General features: G+C 43.8%; 14 protein-coding genes. 11 read left to right on the top strand and 3 right to left on the bottom strand.

The genetic code is table 11. The features are described from left to right. Positions 1-48: 48 nt before the first annotated feature. From BW980_RS00535 to BW980_RS00500, 8 genes are all read left to right on the top strand, one after another. Complete coding sequence (locus BW980_RS00535) at positions 49-2,121, top strand: hypothetical protein (RefSeq protein ID WP_076453032.1); 2,073 nt, start codon at positions 49-51, stop codon at positions 2,119-2,121. Between the two features lie 51 nt (positions 2,122-2,172). After that, entirely contained in the window at positions 2,173-2,520 is a 348-nt protein-coding gene (locus tag BW980_RS00530; RefSeq protein ID WP_076453031.1) for a hypothetical protein, read from the top strand. A 34-nt stretch (positions 2,521-2,554) separates the two neighbouring features. Further along, a complete protein-coding gene (locus tag BW980_RS00525; RefSeq protein WP_139327564.1) occupies positions 2,555-3,175 on the top strand; it encodes a hypothetical protein in 621 nt (206 codons plus the stop codon). Between the two features lie 33 nt (positions 3,176-3,208). Next, complete coding sequence (locus tag BW980_RS00520; protein WP_076453029.1) at positions 3,209-3,574, top strand: DUF4870 domain-containing protein; 366 nt, start codon at positions 3,209-3,211, stop codon at positions 3,572-3,574. Positions 3,575-4,073: 499 nt separating this feature from the next. Continuing rightward, the gene (locus tag BW980_RS00515) at positions 4,074-4,556 is read left to right on the top strand and encodes a T9SS type A sorting domain-containing protein (protein WP_076453028.1); all 483 of its coding nucleotides are present in this window, start codon (positions 4,074-4,076) and stop codon (positions 4,554-4,556) included. A gap of 4 nt (positions 4,557-4,560) precedes the next feature. Continuing rightward, a complete protein-coding gene (locus BW980_RS00510) occupies positions 4,561-6,525 on the top strand; it encodes a hypothetical protein (RefSeq protein ID WP_139327563.1) in 1,965 nt (654 codons plus the stop codon). 301 nt (positions 6,526-6,826) lie between these two features. Beyond that, positions 6,827-7,813, top strand: a complete 987-nt coding sequence (locus tag BW980_RS00505; RefSeq protein ID WP_076453026.1) for a ribonucleotide-diphosphate reductase subunit beta — start codon at positions 6,827-6,829, stop codon at positions 7,811-7,813. 123 nt (positions 7,814-7,936) lie between these two features. After that, positions 7,937-10,423 (top strand): ribonucleoside-diphosphate reductase subunit alpha, encoded by a 2,487-nt coding sequence (locus BW980_RS00500; RefSeq protein ID WP_076453025.1) that lies wholly within the window; start codon positions 7,937-7,939, stop codon positions 10,421-10,423. Positions 10,424-11,233: 810 nt separating this feature from the next. Here BW980_RS00500 and BW980_RS00490 read toward each other — a convergent pair. From BW980_RS00490 to BW980_RS00480, 3 genes are all read right to left on the bottom strand, one after another. Next, positions 11,234-12,151, bottom strand: coding sequence for a hydroxypyruvate isomerase family protein (locus BW980_RS00490; protein ID WP_076453023.1), 918 nt, complete (start codon positions 12,149-12,151; stop codon positions 11,234-11,236). Positions 12,152-12,249: 98 nt separating this feature from the next. Next, positions 12,250-12,897: a gluconate 2-dehydrogenase subunit 3 family protein gene (locus tag BW980_RS00485; protein WP_076453022.1), complete on the bottom strand. Its 648-nt coding sequence runs from the start codon at positions 12,895-12,897 to the stop codon at positions 12,250-12,252. Further along, a complete protein-coding gene (locus tag BW980_RS00480; RefSeq protein WP_076453021.1) occupies positions 12,897-14,609 on the bottom strand; it encodes a GMC oxidoreductase in 1,713 nt (570 codons plus the stop codon). Before BW980_RS00480 ends, BW980_RS00485 begins: the two co-directional genes overlap by 1 nt. A gap of 140 nt (positions 14,610-14,749) precedes the next feature. Here BW980_RS00480 and BW980_RS00475 point away from each other — a divergent pair, with 140 nt between their 5' ends. The 3 genes from BW980_RS00475 to BW980_RS00465 are packed head-to-tail and all read left to right on the top strand — an operon-like array spanning position 14,750 to position 17,454. Beyond that, positions 14,750-15,751: a sugar phosphate isomerase/epimerase family protein gene (locus BW980_RS00475; RefSeq protein WP_076453020.1), complete on the top strand. Its 1,002-nt coding sequence runs from the start codon at positions 14,750-14,752 to the stop codon at positions 15,749-15,751. A 23-nt stretch (positions 15,752-15,774) separates the two neighbouring features. After that, the gene (locus BW980_RS00470) at positions 15,775-16,218 is read left to right on the top strand and encodes a damage-inducible protein DinB (RefSeq protein ID WP_076453019.1); all 444 of its coding nucleotides are present in this window, start codon (positions 15,775-15,777) and stop codon (positions 16,216-16,218) included. Positions 16,219-16,227: 9 nt separating this feature from the next. Further along, complete coding sequence (locus BW980_RS00465; RefSeq protein ID WP_076453018.1) at positions 16,228-17,454, top strand: nucleoside permease; 1,227 nt, start codon at positions 16,228-16,230, stop codon at positions 17,452-17,454. Positions 17,455-17,520: the final 66 nt, after the last annotated feature.

Genomic DNA, 17,520 nt, shown 5'->3' with positions numbered 1-17,520 from the left:
TTGTAATTAGGGTATAAACGGGTGTAAAAAACTTTAAAACGTACGATTATGAAAACAAAAAATGTACTGTATACCGTACTTTTTGTCTTGCTTTTTGTGGCATGTTCCAAAGATGATACCCAAGACACGGCGAATACACCAGAAGAAACTGAAGAAGAATTGAACCTTGATAATTTAAAGGGGGCATGGATTCGAATAGCCAGTAGTTTGCCCTCGAATGACGGAATGATTGTGGAGATGCAAGATGGGCAGGGTAAAATAGTCGATAAGGCAGGTTCTTCCTTTGATGTTGGGGATATAAAATGGAAGGACATTAAGCCAGAGAGCCAAGAAAAATATAAATATGAGGAATTAGGTAGTGATGCTCGGTATTACTCCGCTGCCATGGAACTGAGAGAGGATGACACACTAAGAATTTCCGTTAGTTCTTCCGGGGAGGGCAATATTCAAAAATGGGTTCGTGAAGGTGAATATACCCCGATTGCTGATGCCGGTCCTGTAGAAACCCAAGAACTTTCTTGTAATATAAAGGAGGAGACGGTTTTAAAGAACGGTCCCGCTGCCGTAGACTATATTGTAAAATGTGTTATCGATGTTACAGCTCCCTTGACAATTGAACCGGGAGTAGTGATCGAATTCACTGAAAATGCAGGTTTGGGCATCTATAACGAAGGAACTTTGAATGCCATGGGAACGGATAACGAGCCCATTGTACTGCGGGGTAACAGCGACATTAAAGGATGGTGGCGTGGTGTTCATATCGAAACACAATCGGTCGACAATAAACTAAAGCATGTTATTATTGAAGGTGCAGGTTCTAATTATGTCTATTGTTGTAATCAAGCGGCCAGTCTATACTTGAAAGGGGCTAAAATAGCTCTTGAAAATGTGCATTTGACTAAAGGAAAAGGAATAGGCTTGATAGCCTCCATAGGTACGCAACTCGAATCGTATAGCAATATAACCATAAACACCCATGATTCTTATCCGGCTGAATTCAACGCCGAGGTATTGTCCGGCCTTGATGGTATGGGGTCTGATTATAGTGGCAACGGTAAAGATTTTGTAAATGTTACGGGAGCTGCAGTAAATAATCAGACGACATGGTACAAGCTAAATGTACCCTACTTATTACCGGGAAAGGTATTGGATATAAAATCAGGTTTTGTAATTGATGCAGGAGCTGAAATCGTTTTTAATGAAAATGGTGGTATTGGGGTGTATAGTGATGGGTTTCTGACCGTTGACGGAAATGCAGGAGCACCTGTTGTTATGCGTGGCCAGTCTCCTGTAAAAGGCTTTTGGCGCGGGTTGTATTTTGAAACTAACAGCCTCAACAATAAAATAGATTATTTAGAAATCTCCGATACCGGGTCTAATTACGTCTATTGCTGTGGGGAAAAGGCTGCCATTCTCTTTCATTCAGGAAGGGCCAGTATCTCCAATTCAATCTTAAGTAATGGTAAGTCATATGGTATCGTGGCCAAGGATGGTTTTAAATTTGAAAAGTATGCGGCCAATACGATTACTACCCATGATGAGGCCCCACTTTTTATAGATCCATCGGTTGTCGGGCTTTTAGATGGAAGTGGCTCTACCTATAAGGGGAATACCAAAGATTATATACTCTTAGATGGGGGCAACATTGAAGAAGAGACGACCATTGCCGCTACCGATGTGCCGTATAGGTTGACGAAAAACGAAGTGCTTGACATCACTACGGCCTTAAGCCTTTTGCCTGGTGTGATAATAGAATTTGATGCTGATTCTGGACTGGGCGTGTATGGCTCTGGTTCGTTCAATGCCGTGGGTAAGGCGGAAGAAAAGATAGTTTTTAGAGGCGCGGAAAATAGTCAGGGATATTGGAGAGGGATATATGTCGATACCAATAGTAGCGATAACATAATCGACTATGCGGAAATTAATAATGCCGGGTCAAATTATGTGTATTGCTGTGACGATAAAAGTGGGCTCTACGTTAGAGCCGGGCAAATGAAGATTCACAATACCTTATTGGCCAATAGTGGGGGGTGTGGCATATTTGTAAGAGACGGGGCCACATTTGAGGAGTCTAATTTGGCCTATTCGAACAATGCATCGGGTAATCTGTGCCAAGATTGATGATTAACAGAAAGTAACCATAAACAATTAGTAACAAAAACAAGAAAAGCCATGAAAACAATTAGCAAAAGAGGAATGTTTCTTTACGGAAGTGTAATGATGTTAGCGTTCACCTACGGGTGTGATAAAAGCAACCCTTTAGACCCGTTGGGCGGGTGTGCCGGTGGAGGCGTTTGGTCGCAAAACATACTTGATGAAACAGCGGCACTTTCAGTGGCCGGCCAAGCCTATCAAGAAGATCCTACCGTAGAAAATTGTGCCAAGTACAAGGCGGCCGCCAAAGATTACTTTAATGCACTAAAAGGCTGGGCTGATTGCGTGCCCGGCACCAATAAGGCCGAATATGACCAGGCCATAAAGGAAGCTCAGGAAGACATCGATAAAGATGGGTGCGATTGATCGTACCCTTTTTCTAACTCAAATTATATATGGTATGAGAACAATAGTTAAGTGGTCAATGCTCTCCGCAATGCTTCTAGGCCTGAATTCTTGTTTGGGCGAGGCAAAGGAAAAACTGGACAGGGCAAAAGAGGGAATAACGAACACGAGCAACTTGGTCAAGGAAGCGCGAAACGTTGAGGGGAAGATCAAAAAGCTCAAAGACGCCGTTCCGCTTAGTAGTGATGAGCTCAAGGGCTGGCTTCCCGAAAAGTTGTCAGATATGCAGCGCACGGCCTTTAAAGTGGGGCCGATGGGAATGTATAAAGTGAATTCTGTCGAGGCTACCTATGAAGATGCTGCAAATGAAAAGAAATTCAAGGTGTCGGTTATCGATGGGGCGGGACCGATAGGAAGTACGATGGCCGCTGGCTTTGGTATGTTGGGCAATTATGATATGGAGGAAGAAGATGCCCTTAAGCACAGGCAAACTGTTGAGGTCAAGGGTATAAAGGCGCAACAGACCTATATGAAAAAGAGCAACGATACCCAGCTGATGTTCTCCTATGATGAGCGCTTTTTAGTAACGATAAATGCTGCCAAAATGCAACCGGACGAGACCTGGGCCTTGGTCCATAAGCTTGATTTGTCAGACTTGACCGATATGGTCGAGTAAAATTCATTCAATAGCACTTAAAATAAATAGATCATGGAAAATTCGGAGACCAAAATGGATACGGCCCAAGCTGCGGCCACCACAGATGAAAATGATAAAACCATTGCCATACTGGCCTATATTACAGTTATCGGCTTGGTCGTGGCGTTTGTAATGAACAATGAGAAAAAACAAGAGTTTGCCAGATATCATATTCGGCAGTCGGTCGGACTCTGTATTACGGGATTGTGTTTGGGCATTATCGGCCTTATACCTATTTTGGGGTGGTTGATAAATATACTTGGCATTTTTGTACTTCTTTACATGTGGGTAATGGCGCTTATGAACGCTTTAAATGGAAAGGAGAGCCCAGCACCTATTTTAGGAAAGAAATATGAGGTTTGGTTTAAGGGAATCTAAGCGATAGCCCGTATCCGATAAAAATACATGTAAACAAACTTCCTGCTTTTCTAAATATCTGGGTGAAAACCGTGCCTTTATGAAGGCGAAGAAGTGATTCGATACCGTCTGGCTCTAAAAAAAAGGGGCGGTAGGTGTTGCCCGGTATTTGGATAAAGATGGAAAGCAGACCGTTGATACGATGTGCCTTCTTTCTTTCCGATTATCTAATAGTTTTGTAAGCGGGCCTACTTTTGCCGCTTCAATATTTTGATGGCTAAGATGTTTGAAAAAAGGGCTTTTTCTTCTATCGCTCTTTAAACGGTTTGCATTGCCTTTCCGAGGCCTGGCCTCGATACTTCATGGCACATGGCACTCCCCATATTTACCCTTGTTACAGATTTACGGTGTTTCCTTTCAGGAATTCGTAACCGCGATATTCGCCGGTAGAAACGAAAATATTTCGTCAATAGTGTTAACCTAGGCCTTGGGGGACCATTAATCTTAAAACGAAGGAAAAATGAAAAAAATACTGCTTCCCGTATTACTGTGCCTTGGCCTGGGCCTTTCTTTTGCCCAGTCCATAGAACGGAGCGTTATAAGTAACGTGGGCGGAACCATGGCGACGAGCGCAATGTCCGTAAGTTTCACCATAGGCGAGCCTGCGGTGGGCTTGTTGATGGAAACCAATTCCGTAGATCAAGGTTTTTGGGCAGGAAAGGGCATTTTGGTCATGCCGATGATCCCTACGGAGGAACCCTCGGATATTCTGGTGTACCCTAATCCCGTGGTAGAGGAAGTCACTGTTTTTATGGGTGGCAACAAGGTGTACGGTATTGAGCTATTTGCTTTAAACGGACAGCAGGTCATCAGCCAAAAAACCGATGAGGTCGGGTTGGAATACAAGATTGATATGGCCTATATGGCAAAAGGAGTATATGTGTTAAAACTTTACCTGGAGGGCCGTTCGGAAACTAAAGAATATAAACTGATTAAAAAATAGGGCCATGAAAAGAAAATACCATCGAATACTTACCGTGCTTTCATTGTTGTTCTTGGGAACGCTAATGGTTCAGGCGCAGCAAAAAAACTTTATTAATTACCAAGGGGTAGCCCGTAATTCCGATAACGAACTAATGGCGCAAGAGACCATAGAAATTGGTATTGCCTTAAAATTTGGTAGTGCCGACGCGGTCGCCCAGTATCAAGAAAGCCATTCAATAACGACCGATGCCAACGGTGTCTTTAGCTTGCAGATCGGAAGTGGCAATAGTAGTACCGGTAGTTATGCCAATTTGCCTTGGGGCGAAGCTACTTTTGTTACCGTTTCGTTCAATGGTGCGGAGGCGGGAACTACGGAACTTATGGCGGTGCCCTATGCGATGGCTTCTGGGGATAAGAGATGGGCCGTGAACGGGGTAGATATTGAAAATGTCAATACAGGGGGAGTTAAGATTAAGGGCGACCTCGAGGTTTTGGGAAGCCTGGGTTTGGGCCTGGGCAATGAGGTTGATGGCATATCGGATGACGAGGGGCTGGTGGAGAACAGCGATAGGATACTACCCACGCAAAAAGCCGTTAAGACCTATGTCGACAACCGTTTGTCAGGTGGAGGGGGTGTTACCCAGAATGCTTTGGAAGTCCCCTATAACAATGCTGGGTCTGGCCTTGTGTCCGATAATGTTCAAGACGCCTTGGATGAAATCGCATCCTCTGGTGGAGGGGGCGATGCTGATGCCGACCCTAGCAATGAAATTCAAGATATTAGCCTTGTGGGTACCGATTTAAGCATAACCGGTGGGTCGACCATAGATTTGTCCGCCATAATACCGCCCGGAGGTACGGATGACCAAAATGCCTCGGAGGTGGCCTTCGATAATTCGGGTACCGGCCTGGCGGCGACCAATACCCAGGAAGCGATCGAGGAATTGGCTACGGGCGGTCTGGTGGATACCGATGACCAAGCCTTGGTCTTGACCGGTGATGTACTTTCCATCGAAGACGGTACCGGCTCGGTCGATTTGGGCGATTATGTGGATGTAACTGCGGAAAACGGATTGTTGACCGGTAATGGCTCTACCATAAAAGGCTTGGTCGGAGCCAGTGACGGCCAAGTGGCCAAATGGGATGCGGGTTCGGGCCAATGGGTCGCGGGCAACGACGAGGTGGCCGCGGGTGGCGGAGGCACGCTGTGGGAAGAAGACGGAAGCGATGTGTACTATACCAGTGGAGATGTGGGGATAGGTACGGCCTCGCCCAGTACACAACTGCATGTTGTTGGGGCTACCGCCAACCCCGTAATGCTCGAGACCGATAATGTGCGCAACTGGGTCAGTTACAATACGTCGAACGGTTATATCGGCTATTCAGGTATTTTTTCGGGAGCCAGGGATATGGATTTTGGTACGGGAAGTGGTAATACCACCGGAAAAGTCCATTTGGTGACCAAGGCCATCCCTAGGTTGACCGTTGAAGCCAATGGCGATGTAAGGGTGAAACAATTAGAAGGTTCTGGCGAACGGAACGTGGTGGCCGACGCCAATGGAAATTTGAAAGCTAGTGAGCCTATAGTGTTTAAGTATGAAGGCAGCGGTTTTGCCGTTAAGGATTTGGACGGGGGCACCATAATTGAGGCCGATATATGGGAAAACGAGCTGTACGATACCACCGGCAGCCTCAATGGGACTACAAAAAGGTTCGTATGCCCCAAGTCGGGATATTATTTCCTACATGCCAGGATAGATCAGTCGAATGCCGTAAGCAGTGCATTTTTTGCAATCAAATTCAATATCCAATCGAATTGGCTCAGTGGGTCTACGGTCGATGGAGACACCGTTGATACGGAGATCAGTGGGATTTTTAAGTTGAATGCCGGACAAGAGGTCTATGTTCAATTGCGTAATTACAGTGTAGGCCAAGATTCCCGTATCGATGGTTTTGGCAGTTTCTTTGAAGGGTATAGAATAAATTAGGGGTAGCGGTCTTGGTCGACGATGGCCCTCTAAAAATTAAACCAAAAAGTATGTTTTTATATACTTTTTGGTTTAATTTTTTTTGTTCAATTTCCACATCAAATTTGTTGTAAGGGGCATTTGTTGCGAAGGTCAGTGTATATACAATGCGAGCCCACATTTCAACAATTCGTGTTAAAAACTTTGTAGTCAAAATGATGAAACAGCCCATATATTTTGGCGGTTTTTTGCCATCTTTGTTATTCCATCACAAAGGAAGACTTTTCTTCCCAATACACGAATTTTTTAAAACCGCTTTGATATGTCCGCAGCCCTAGAGCCTATTTTGGAAGAGAATAACGACCGCTTTGTAATCTTTCCTATCAAACATCACGATTTGTGGGAATGGTACAAAAAATGTGAGGCTTGTTTTTGGACGGCGGAGGAAATCGATTTACATGAAGACCAAAACGATTGGAACAATAAATTGAGTGAAGATGAGCGGTACTTCATTAAACATATATTGGCCTTTTTTGCAGCTTCCGATGGTATCGTTAACGAAAATTTAGCTGAGAACTTTGTAAGCGAAGTGCAGTACGCCGAAGCAAAGTTTTTCTATGGTTTTCAGATTATGATGGAGAATATTCACTCTGAAACCTATTCGCTTCTGATCGACACCTATGTGAAGGACGAAAAAGAAAAATCCCTTCTATTTAGGGCGATAGAAAATTTTCCGGCTATTAAGAAAAAAGCCGATTGGGCGTTGAATTGGATCGAGTCTCCAAGTTTTGCCGAAAGGTTGATCGCTTTTGCAGCGGTTGAGGGTATCTTTTTCTCGGGAGCTTTCTGCTCTATCTTTTGGTTGAAAAAAAGAGGGTTGATGCCAGGACTTACCTTTTCCAATGAATTGATTTCCAGGGATGAGGGTATGCACTGCGATTATGCCGTACACTTACACAACAAGCACTTGGTCAACAAAGTGCCTAAAGAGCGCATCACCCAAATTTTGACCGATGCATTAGATATCGAGCGTGAGTTTATTACCGAGTCGCTTCCTGCGAGCCTAATAGGAATGAACTCCAAATTAATGACCCAATACCTAGAATTTGTAACGGATCGGCTTCTTGTCGAGTTGGAATGTGATAAGGTTTACAACGCGACCAATCCGTTTGACTTTATGGATATGATTTCCCTACAGGGAAAGACCAATTTCTTTGAGAAACGCGTTTCCGAATACCAAAAAGCGGGCGTTTTGAACAAAGAAAAGGATGATGATGCGCAGAAAATAAGCTTCGACGCAGATTTTTAAATAGTTTAAAACCAAAGGCTCTTAGCTATAAAGGGTTCTTTATTCCCAATTTCGAAACTGTTAAAAATTTTAACAGTCAGAGCTAATCAAACCAAAAATATCACCTCACTAAAACGTAGTTAAATGTTTGTAATCAAAAGAGACGGCAGAAAAGAAATGGTCATGTTCGATAAGATCACGGCCCGAGTTAGAAAATTGTGTTATGGCCTAAATGGCCTTGTCGATCCCTTAAAGGTCGCTATGCGTGTCATAGAAGGACTTTATGATGGGGTTACCACCTCTGAACTCGATAACCTGGCGGCCGAGATTGCGGCAACGATGACCACTACCCATCCTGATTACGCTAAATTGGCGGCCCGTATATCGGTCTCTAACCTTCATAAAAATACTAAGAAGTCCTTCTCCGAGACAATGAAAGACCTTTATGAGTACGTTAATCCACGTACCAATAAAAAGGCACCATTGCTGTCGGACGAGGTATACAAGGTCATTACGGAAAATTCGGAAAGACTCGATTCGACCATCATATACAATAGGGATTTTGGATATGATTATTTTGGTTTTAAGACTTTGGAGCGCTCCTATCTGTTGAAACTTAACGGTAAGATCGCCGAGCGTCCGCAGCATATGCTTATGCGTGTTTCCGTGGGCATTCACCTTAACGACCTAGATGCCGCCATAGAGACCTATGAGCTCATGTCTAAAAAATACTTTACCCATGCCACGCCAACGCTTTTTAATTCGGGTACCCCAAAACCACAAATGTCTTCTTGCTTCTTATTGGCCATGAAAGACGATAGTATTGATGGTATATACGATACATTAAAGCAAACGGCGAAGATTTCGCAGTCGGCCGGTGGTATTGGTCTCTCTATTCATAATGTACGTGCTACAGGCTCTTATATCGCTGGAACGAATGGAACATCCAATGGAATCGTACCCATGCTTCAAGTGTTTAACGACACGGCACGATACGTGGATCAAGGCGGAGGAAAGCGTAAAGGGAGTTTTGCTATCTATATGGAGCCTTGGCATGCCGATATCTATGCCTTTTTAGATTTGAAAAAGAACCATGGTAAAGAAGAGATGCGTGCGCGAGATCTCTTTTATGCGATGTGGATTTCCGATCTCTTCATGAGAAGGGTAGAGGCTAATGAGGATTGGACATTGATGTGTCCGAACGAATGTCCGGGATTGTTTACGCACCACAGTGAAGAGTTCGAGGAATTGTACCTTAAGTACGAAGCTGAGGGCAAGGGAAGAAAGACGGTAAAGGCCCGAGATCTTTGGGAGAAGATATTGGAATCACAAATCGAGACCGGTACGCCTTATATGCTTTACAAAGATGCGGCCAACAGAAAAAGTAACCAGAAAAACTTGGGTACCATACGTTCATCCAACTTGTGTACCGAGATAATGGAATATACCTCACCGGACGAGGTGGCTGTTTGTAACTTGGCATCCATTGCATTGCCAATGTTCGTTAAGAACGGAAGCTTTGACCATAAGGAATTGTTCAAGGTTACCAAGAGGGTGACCCGAAACTTGAACAAGGTCATTGATAGAAATTACTATCCTGTTAAGGAAGCCGAAAACTCCAATATGAGACACAGGCCTATCGGGCTAGGTGTACAGGGGCTGGCCGACGCATTTATTATGTTGCGCTTGCCGTTTACAAGCGATGAGGCCAAAAAATTAAACCAGGAAATCTTTGAGACCCTTTATTTTGCGGCCGTTACCGCTTCTATGGAAATGGCCAAGGAAGAAGGTCCGTATTCTACCTTCGAAGGGTCACCGATATCACAAGGGGAATTTCAACATAACCTTTGGGGTGTAAAAGATGAGGAACTTTCCGGAAGATGGGATTGGGAAAAGCTTCGCAAAGAAGTAAAAAAGAACGGTGTTCGCAACTCTTTGCTTGTGGCACCTATGCCTACGGCCTCCACTTCACAGATTCTAGGTAATAACGAGTGTTTTGAACCTTATACCTCCAATATTTATACGAGAAGGGTGCTTTCAGGAGAGTTTATTGTAGTGAACAAGCACCTATTGGAAGACTTGGTGAACTTGGGCCTTTGGAACGAGAATATGAAGCAAGAGCTAATGAGGGCCAACGGTTCTATACAGCATATAGAAACTATTCCGCAAGAAATCAGGGACCTTTACAAGACGGTATGGGAGCTTAGTATGAAAGATATTATCGATATGAGCCGTCAGAGAGGTTACTTCATTGATCAGAGCCAGTCGTTGAATTTGTTCATGGAGAATGCGAACTATGCCAAATTGACTTCAATGCACTTTTACGCATGGAAAAGCGGCCTAAAAACGGGAATGTACTATTTACGTACCAAGGCGGCCGTAGATGCGATCAAGTTTACCTTGGATAACAGCAAGAAAAAAGCGGCACCGGTCAGTGTGGCTGCCGAGGCGGAAGCTGCGGCAACAACACCACCGGTTGAAGCTGCTGCCGAAATGGAAGTGAAGGCTACTCCGGTTACACCCCAACAGGAATTGGATATTCAACCTATGACACCACAAGAAATGAAAGAAATGATCGCTCGTGCCAAAGAAGGGCAGGCAGACGATGATTGTTTAATGTGTGGCTCATAGGCTTAACAAAAGATATATTGAACAACCCTGGCTTTTGGCCGGGGTTTTTTGTTTTATGGGGGGTAAGGCTTGTAAAATCTTAGGAGTGCTCTCTAAAGCTTGCTAGAGGCTAGATTTCTGTGTAGGAGGAAGGCTAAAGGGGCTGATCTCGTATATGCACTTGTTGTCCGGTCAAGGTTAGGCCCGCCGCCTTTTAAAAAAATAACTAAAAGCCATTATTTTTCTAAATAAGGTCTAGCTACTACCGATAAAAGATACGCAGCTATATAAACAATGAGTATGATGATGTATTTGTCCATGTTGCCCCCAAAATGATTTTATACTATATACGTACGGAAATCATTAAAAAGATTACATAAAACTGTCAAAAATGTCTTTTTTTGGCAAAAAATTGGCAATTTGTTTACATATGCGTCATTTATAGACGAACTTGTGTTGTGCCCACGGCACGATCGGCCGAATACACGATTTGAGGATTTTCTTCTTGAACTGGCTCGTCGACACGAGTGAGTTTTTTCGATTGCTTCTTGTTAAAGTAGTAAAACGCCACTTTTGACATTAGCATGAGAGCTGCGTAGGTGATGAGTAAGTATATGTATGAGGCCATACAAGGACAACGTTCGACTTTTTAGCTATCTTATAGCTTTAGTATGTTCTAGGTCGAAAAAGGTCAAAAAACTCGTTGAAATGCACAATTGGCTTTTTTTACTCCCGTTAAAATGCATTTTTTTAACAAATCTGGGCCAGTAAAGAAAACAGCCCCACCTTAGTCAAAGGCAGGGCTGAGGTATATATTGTTCGCTGTTTGTTTTATAAAAATGAATCTTCTTGTTTGTAGGCATCGATTACGGCTTGCTCACCGGCCTTACCTTCTTTAGAATTTCCATGCTCCATGCCTAATACACCGTCAAAGCCTTTTTCGTATATCCATTTGAATACGTTTTTGTAGTTGATTTCACCGGTCGTAGGCTCTTTTCTCCCTGGGTTGTCCCCAATTTGGATGTAGGCTATTTCGTCCCAGGTGAGTCCCATATTATGGATAAGATGCCCCTCGGTTTTTTGCATGTGGTAGATGTCGAACAAAATTTTACAGGCGGGGCTATCGACACCTTTACATATCATATAGGTTTGATCGGAGTTCTGTAAATACAGGTCGGGTGAATCGGATAGGGGCTCCAGTACCATGGTGAGTCCGTGAGGTTCTAAGATTTCCGCACCCCGCTTTAGGGCTTCGATAACGTTGCCGTCTTGTACGCCTATGGGCAGTTTTCTTTCAAAGCCACCGGGTACAACGGTCATCCATTTGGCATTGACTCGTTTTGCGGTTTCTACGGCTCTTTTGCATCCGTCTAAAAAGATATCTATGTATTCTTGCTTTCCGGCGGCCAGGGTGTTCTTCATATTGCCGCCTTTGTCGATAACGAATACGCCCATGGTCATTCCTCTTTTGGCCAAGGTTTCCCCTATTTTGTTCTGCATGGCCACATCGCGTTTCATCATGCCATTGTCCTCAAAGGCGGTAAAACCTTGGTCGGCCATAAAGTTGATCTGATCGATGGGGTCATCGCCCGCCAATGCCTTGAACATGCCCAAATGCGGCGCATATTTTAGGTTGAATTTATGGGGTTTTGACTTGGTGTTGGTAAGGTTGGGGTAAGCAAGGTTGCCTACCATGGAGAGTGCCCCTGTGCTAAGGGCTGTTTTCTGAATAAAATTTCTTCTTTTCATTTTGTATGGATGGGTTGGATGATATAAAAAAATAAAGGGCCGAAAGTAAATATACGATTACCATCGGCCCCTTTTATGGTTCTATGTCAGAACTTATTTTAGAGCGACCATGCCTTTCCGCCGGTCAGTTCTTTGGTATCTGCACAACCTATGTATTCCCCAGGAACGGGGAGGTAGGCCAAGACCTTTTCCCCAACATACTCTGAGGTCTTATAGCCCCAAATGGTCATACCTCTAAGGTTGTTGGCAAATGCAAAACGGGCTATGCCATCTTCAAGAAGGGGTTGTTTTCCTTCGGCTATAGCTTCGTTGTATTGTCTGATGGACTTGAAGTTGCTCACTTCTTCTTCCTTGGTAGCTTTTAAGGCATCGGCCAGTACAGGCTCAAGGTCCTCGGCGGTTAAATCTGCCGCTTTCTCTTTGCCTGAATCTTTGAGGGCCTTTTCTAAAAACCTGTCCATAGACATTTTAAGGAAGTCTTGCTGTTCTTTCTCCATGACCTGATCGGCAAAACGATCTATAAATAGATGTACTTGGGTTTCCGAGGCCGAAGGGGTGTCCGTTTTCGGTAGGATAATATCTACCAATTGGGTCAAAGCGGCACCTTGTTCCTTTGTAAAAAAGTCAGGTGTCCATTCCAGTACGGTCTCGCCCTTGCAACTTTGGACAATGCTGATCAGAGTGGGGGTGGCCACGGTGTAACCGAGGGCCATACCCATATTCTTGAGTGCTTTTCTTCTATCCATTATATATTTCCTTTTTTGAGTTCGTTTACGGCGTGGTTCGCTGCCCTTGCCGTAAAAGCCATATAGGTTAATGAAGGGTTCACACAACTTGCGGAGGTCATAAATGATCCGTCGGTTACATAAACATTGGGTACATCGTGAATCTGGTTATTGCCGTTTAGAACGGAGGTCTTTCTGTCTCTTCCCATTCGTGCCGTGCCCATTTCGTGGATACCAAGGCCAAGGCCGGTTTCGCGGTCATGACCTTTTACGTCCGTTACACCTGCTTTTTCAAGCATTTCAATGGCCGACTCCATCATGTCTTTACGCATGTTCAGCTCGTTTTCCTTGAATCCGGCGTCGAAAGTAACCGTCGGTAATCCCCAGCTGTCCAATTTGTCGTAGTCAAGGGTCATACGGTTGTCTTCGTACGGTAATACTTCGCCGAAACCACCGATACCGATGGTCCATCCACCCGGTTTTAAAATGGCATCTTTGAGGTCTTTTCCGTAGGATAGTTCGGCAATTAATTCTTCCCAATTGCCTCTGCTTGCACCACCTTGGTAGCCGAAGCCACGCTTGTAGTCTTTTCTGTTGGTATCACCTCCCAAGTTTCTGAATCGGGGAATGTATACACCATTAGGTCTGCGGCCCTTGTAATATTTATCGTCAAAACCGTCGAATTTACCTGAAGCGCCCACTCCTAAGTGGTGGTCCATGATGTTACGGCCCAATTGGTCTGAATCGTTACCCATACCATTGGGGAAGCGGTCTGATTTTGATTGCATTAATATAGAGGTAGAAGCTATGGAGGAAGCGCAAAGGAAAATCACTTTGGCCTTGAATTCGTAAGCTTCTTTGGTTTCCCTGTCGATTACCTTTACCCCCGTGGCACGTTTTGTGTCTGGGTCGTACATTACTTCGTGTACTATGGAATCAGGGCGCAATGTCATGTTTCCAGTAGCTTCTGCCGCAGGTAAGGTCGATGAAAGGCTGCTGAAATATGCTCCAAAAGGACACCCTCTTATACATCTATTTCTAAATTGACATTTTGAGCGACCATCAAAGTTTTTGGTTCCCGTGATATGGGCTACCCTACCGACGGTTACGGCGCGGCCGTCAAAAGACTCCGCTACTTTTTCCTTAAAATGTTCTTCAACGCAGTTGAGTTCCATTTGGGGAAGGAAATTGCTGTCGGGCAATTGTGGCAAATTCAATGCCTCGCCACTAACACCTATATAATCTTCTACTTTGGCGTACCAAGGGGCAATGTCCTTATATCGAACCGGCCAATCAACGGCAATACCCTCGTTTTTGTTCGCTTCAAAATCAATATCGCTCCAGCGGTAGCTCTGTCGACCCCATTGTAAGGAACGCCCACCAACGTGGTAACCACGCATCCAGTCGAAACGCTGTATTTCATTATACGGATGTTCAAGGTCGTTTACGAACCACATCTTACTTGCGGCATTGGTCGTATAGCCTGTTCGGTTCTGTTTCGGTTGTTTTGCGATGTCCTCTTTTGTTGGCTTTCCTCCGTTAGGAAAATCCCAGGGGTCCATGTTCGCAGTTTCATAGTCTTCGATGTGCTTCACCATACGTCCGCGCTCCAGCACCAAGGTCTTTAGTCCGGCTTCGCAAAGCTCTTTTGCTGCCCAGCCACCACTTATACCTGTACCTACTACAATCGCGTCATATGATTCTTGCTCTTCGTTGTAATAAAATTTGCTCATGTACAAAATTGTTTAGTCCATAAATTTATTAAATATTAAATTAATTTTCTACATTTATTCGCTATACATCTTGTTAAGGTCATACATTAAAGGGTAATCTGCCCCCAAATCCTTAAAATTCAATAAACTAATCGTAAATAATGAAAAGAAGAAACTTTATAAGAAATAGCTCTAATGCCGGTTTGGCCCTTTCAATTTTAGGTCTTGCGGCTTGCAAGGGAACCAAAAAAGAGGAAAAACAGACAGAGGCTTCATCGGAAACTGAGGAAGTCGAAGTCGAAATAGAACCTTTCTTTAAATTATCTTTAGCACAATGGTCTATACATAGAATGGTCCGAGAGGATGGGGTAGACCCATATACGTTTGCGGAAAAGGCCAAAAAATGGGGCTTTTCTGGTTTGGAATATGTCAGTCAATTGTACAACCCCGAGTTGTCCGATGCGGGTTATTCGGAAGAGGCCATGGCGGCTTTTGTAGAGAAATCGAATGCCGAGGCCAAAAAGCATGGGCTGCAGAATGTTTTGATCATGATAGATGGTCAAGGCAACCTGGCCGTTAGTGATGAAAAGGAAAGGGACGAGACCGTAGAAAAACATAAGAAATGGGTGGATGCCGCAGCTGCAATGGGGTGCCATTCTATTCGTGTTAATCTGAGCGGAAGCAATGACCCAGAAGAGTGGAAAAAGAATTCTATAGATGGTCTTACAAAGTTGTGTACCTACGCAAAGGGAAAAAATATTAATATTCTTGTAGAAAACCATGGGGGGCTATCTTCCAATGGGGCCATGCACGCCGAGGTCATGAAGGCCGTGGCAATGGACAATTGCGGTACCTTGCCCGATTTCGGAAATTTTTGTATTACCCGCAAAAAGGGTACCCGTGAGTGTGAGCTTATGTACGATAAATATAAAGGCGTAAAAGAGTTGATGCCATATGCCAAGGCGGTCAGTGCCAAATCGCATGATTTCGATGCAGAGGGTAATGAAACCGAAATTGACTACGTAAAAATGCTTCAAATGGTAAAAGACCATGGGTATACAGGTTTTGTGGGGGTCGAATATGAAGGAAACGGCCTGAGCGAGGAAGAAGGAATTATAGCAACCAAAGAACTGTTGCTAAAAGCATCGAAAGAAATCAAATAAACTTAAAATAGATATCCGTTACCGTGAAAGTATTTTTCAATCAGCTGTTCGACTATAATTTCTACTGTAACAAAAAGCTCATTGAAGCTTGCACGGCACTGGAAAGTGTTCCTCCAAAAAGTATGGCGCTCTTTAGTGATGTTTTGAACATGCATCATATCTATAACGAGTATATCGGTAAGGGGCAACCTACCTATCAGATGGGGCAGTTGCACGATTTAAGTACATGGGGCGACGTTCATTACGAAAACCAACGTAACTCTTTTGAGATTACCTCGGCCACAGATGATTTTGATAAACGTATAGATTATGAGGATGCCGAAGGGAAACTGTTGATCCATACGGTGCAAGACCTACTTTTTCACATCATTAATGAGTCGGCTTATTATAGAAGTCTTATAGAGGTGGATTTTAAGGCGAATGGGTTGGAGCTCTTTCGAACGGATTATATGACTTATAAAAAGTAAGGCTTCGCAATGACGATAAAGATTAAGGCACAGCTTTCATTAATGATGTTTTTGGAGTTCTTTATCTGGGGAGGCTGGTTCGTGACCTTGGGTATATATCTTCCAAATAGTTTAGGCTCTACAGGCAGTGAAATCGCCCTAGCTTATTCAACACAATCTTGGGGCGCTATTTTAGCGCCCTTTATTATTGGACTCATTGCCGATAGATATTTTAATGCGGAACGCATTTTGGGGGTGCTGCACTTAATCGGAGCAACACTTATGTACGCCATGTACCAAGCGACGGATTTTTCTGGATTTTTTCCATTTCTGCTGGCTTATATGATTATGTATATGTCAACTTTGGCCTTGGTGAATTCCGTTTCATTTAATCAGATGAAAGACCCGGCCAAAGAGTTTTCCTTCGTACGTGTTTTTGGAACTATAGGGTGGATTACCGCCGGATTGCTCATCAGTTTTTTTAATTGGGATTCACAAGAAGGTATTACCGAAGGGTTTTTGCGCAATACTTTTTTAATGGCCGCTGTGTCATCGGCGCTCTTGGGGGTGTTCAGTTTTACACTGCCCAACACACCGCCGACCGCTGATAGAAGCCAAAAAATAAAACTGTCCGATATTTTAGGATTAGACGCTTTGGCATTGTTAAAAGACCGTAATTTCTTGATATTCTTTTTGGCATCGGTATTCATCTGTATTCCCTTGGCCTTCTATTATCAGCATGCGGGGCAGTTTTTGGGGGAAATCGGAGTAGCCAACCCTGCGGGAAAAATGACTATCGGGCAAATTTCCGAGATTCTTTTTCTCTTGCTCCTGCCCTTCTTTTTTAAACGGTTCGGTTTTAAAATGACTATCGTAGCGGCTATGTTGGCTTGGGGACTTAGGTACCTGATGTTTGCATATGGAGATACGGGCGAGCTTGTATTCATGTTAATAACGGGTATAGCCTTACATGGTGTTTGTTACGATTTTTTCTTTGTTTCCGGACAGATATATACGGATAGTAAAGCAGGGGTAAAATACAAAAGCGCAGCTCAGGGCCTAATTACTTTAGCGACCTATGGCGTTGGTATGCTCATAGGTTTCTGGATAGCCGGAGCCATTACGGATACCTATGTGTTGGATGGCGGACAACACGATTGGAGTACGATTTGGTTGTATCCTTCCGCTTTTGCGTTTCTAGTGCTACTACTGTTCTCCATTTTGTTCAAAAATGAAAAAATAGCCTATAAATCATAGTTATTTTATTAAATTCAAACTCTTAAAAAATAACGAACGCAAAAGGTTCAAATAGCGACTTTTTAC

The organism is Zobellia uliginosa (genome assembly GCF_900156625.1).
Classification (GTDB): domain Bacteria; phylum Bacteroidota; class Bacteroidia; order Flavobacteriales; family Flavobacteriaceae; genus Zobellia; species Zobellia uliginosa.
This window is presented reverse-complemented; position numbering and strand designations above follow the sequence as displayed.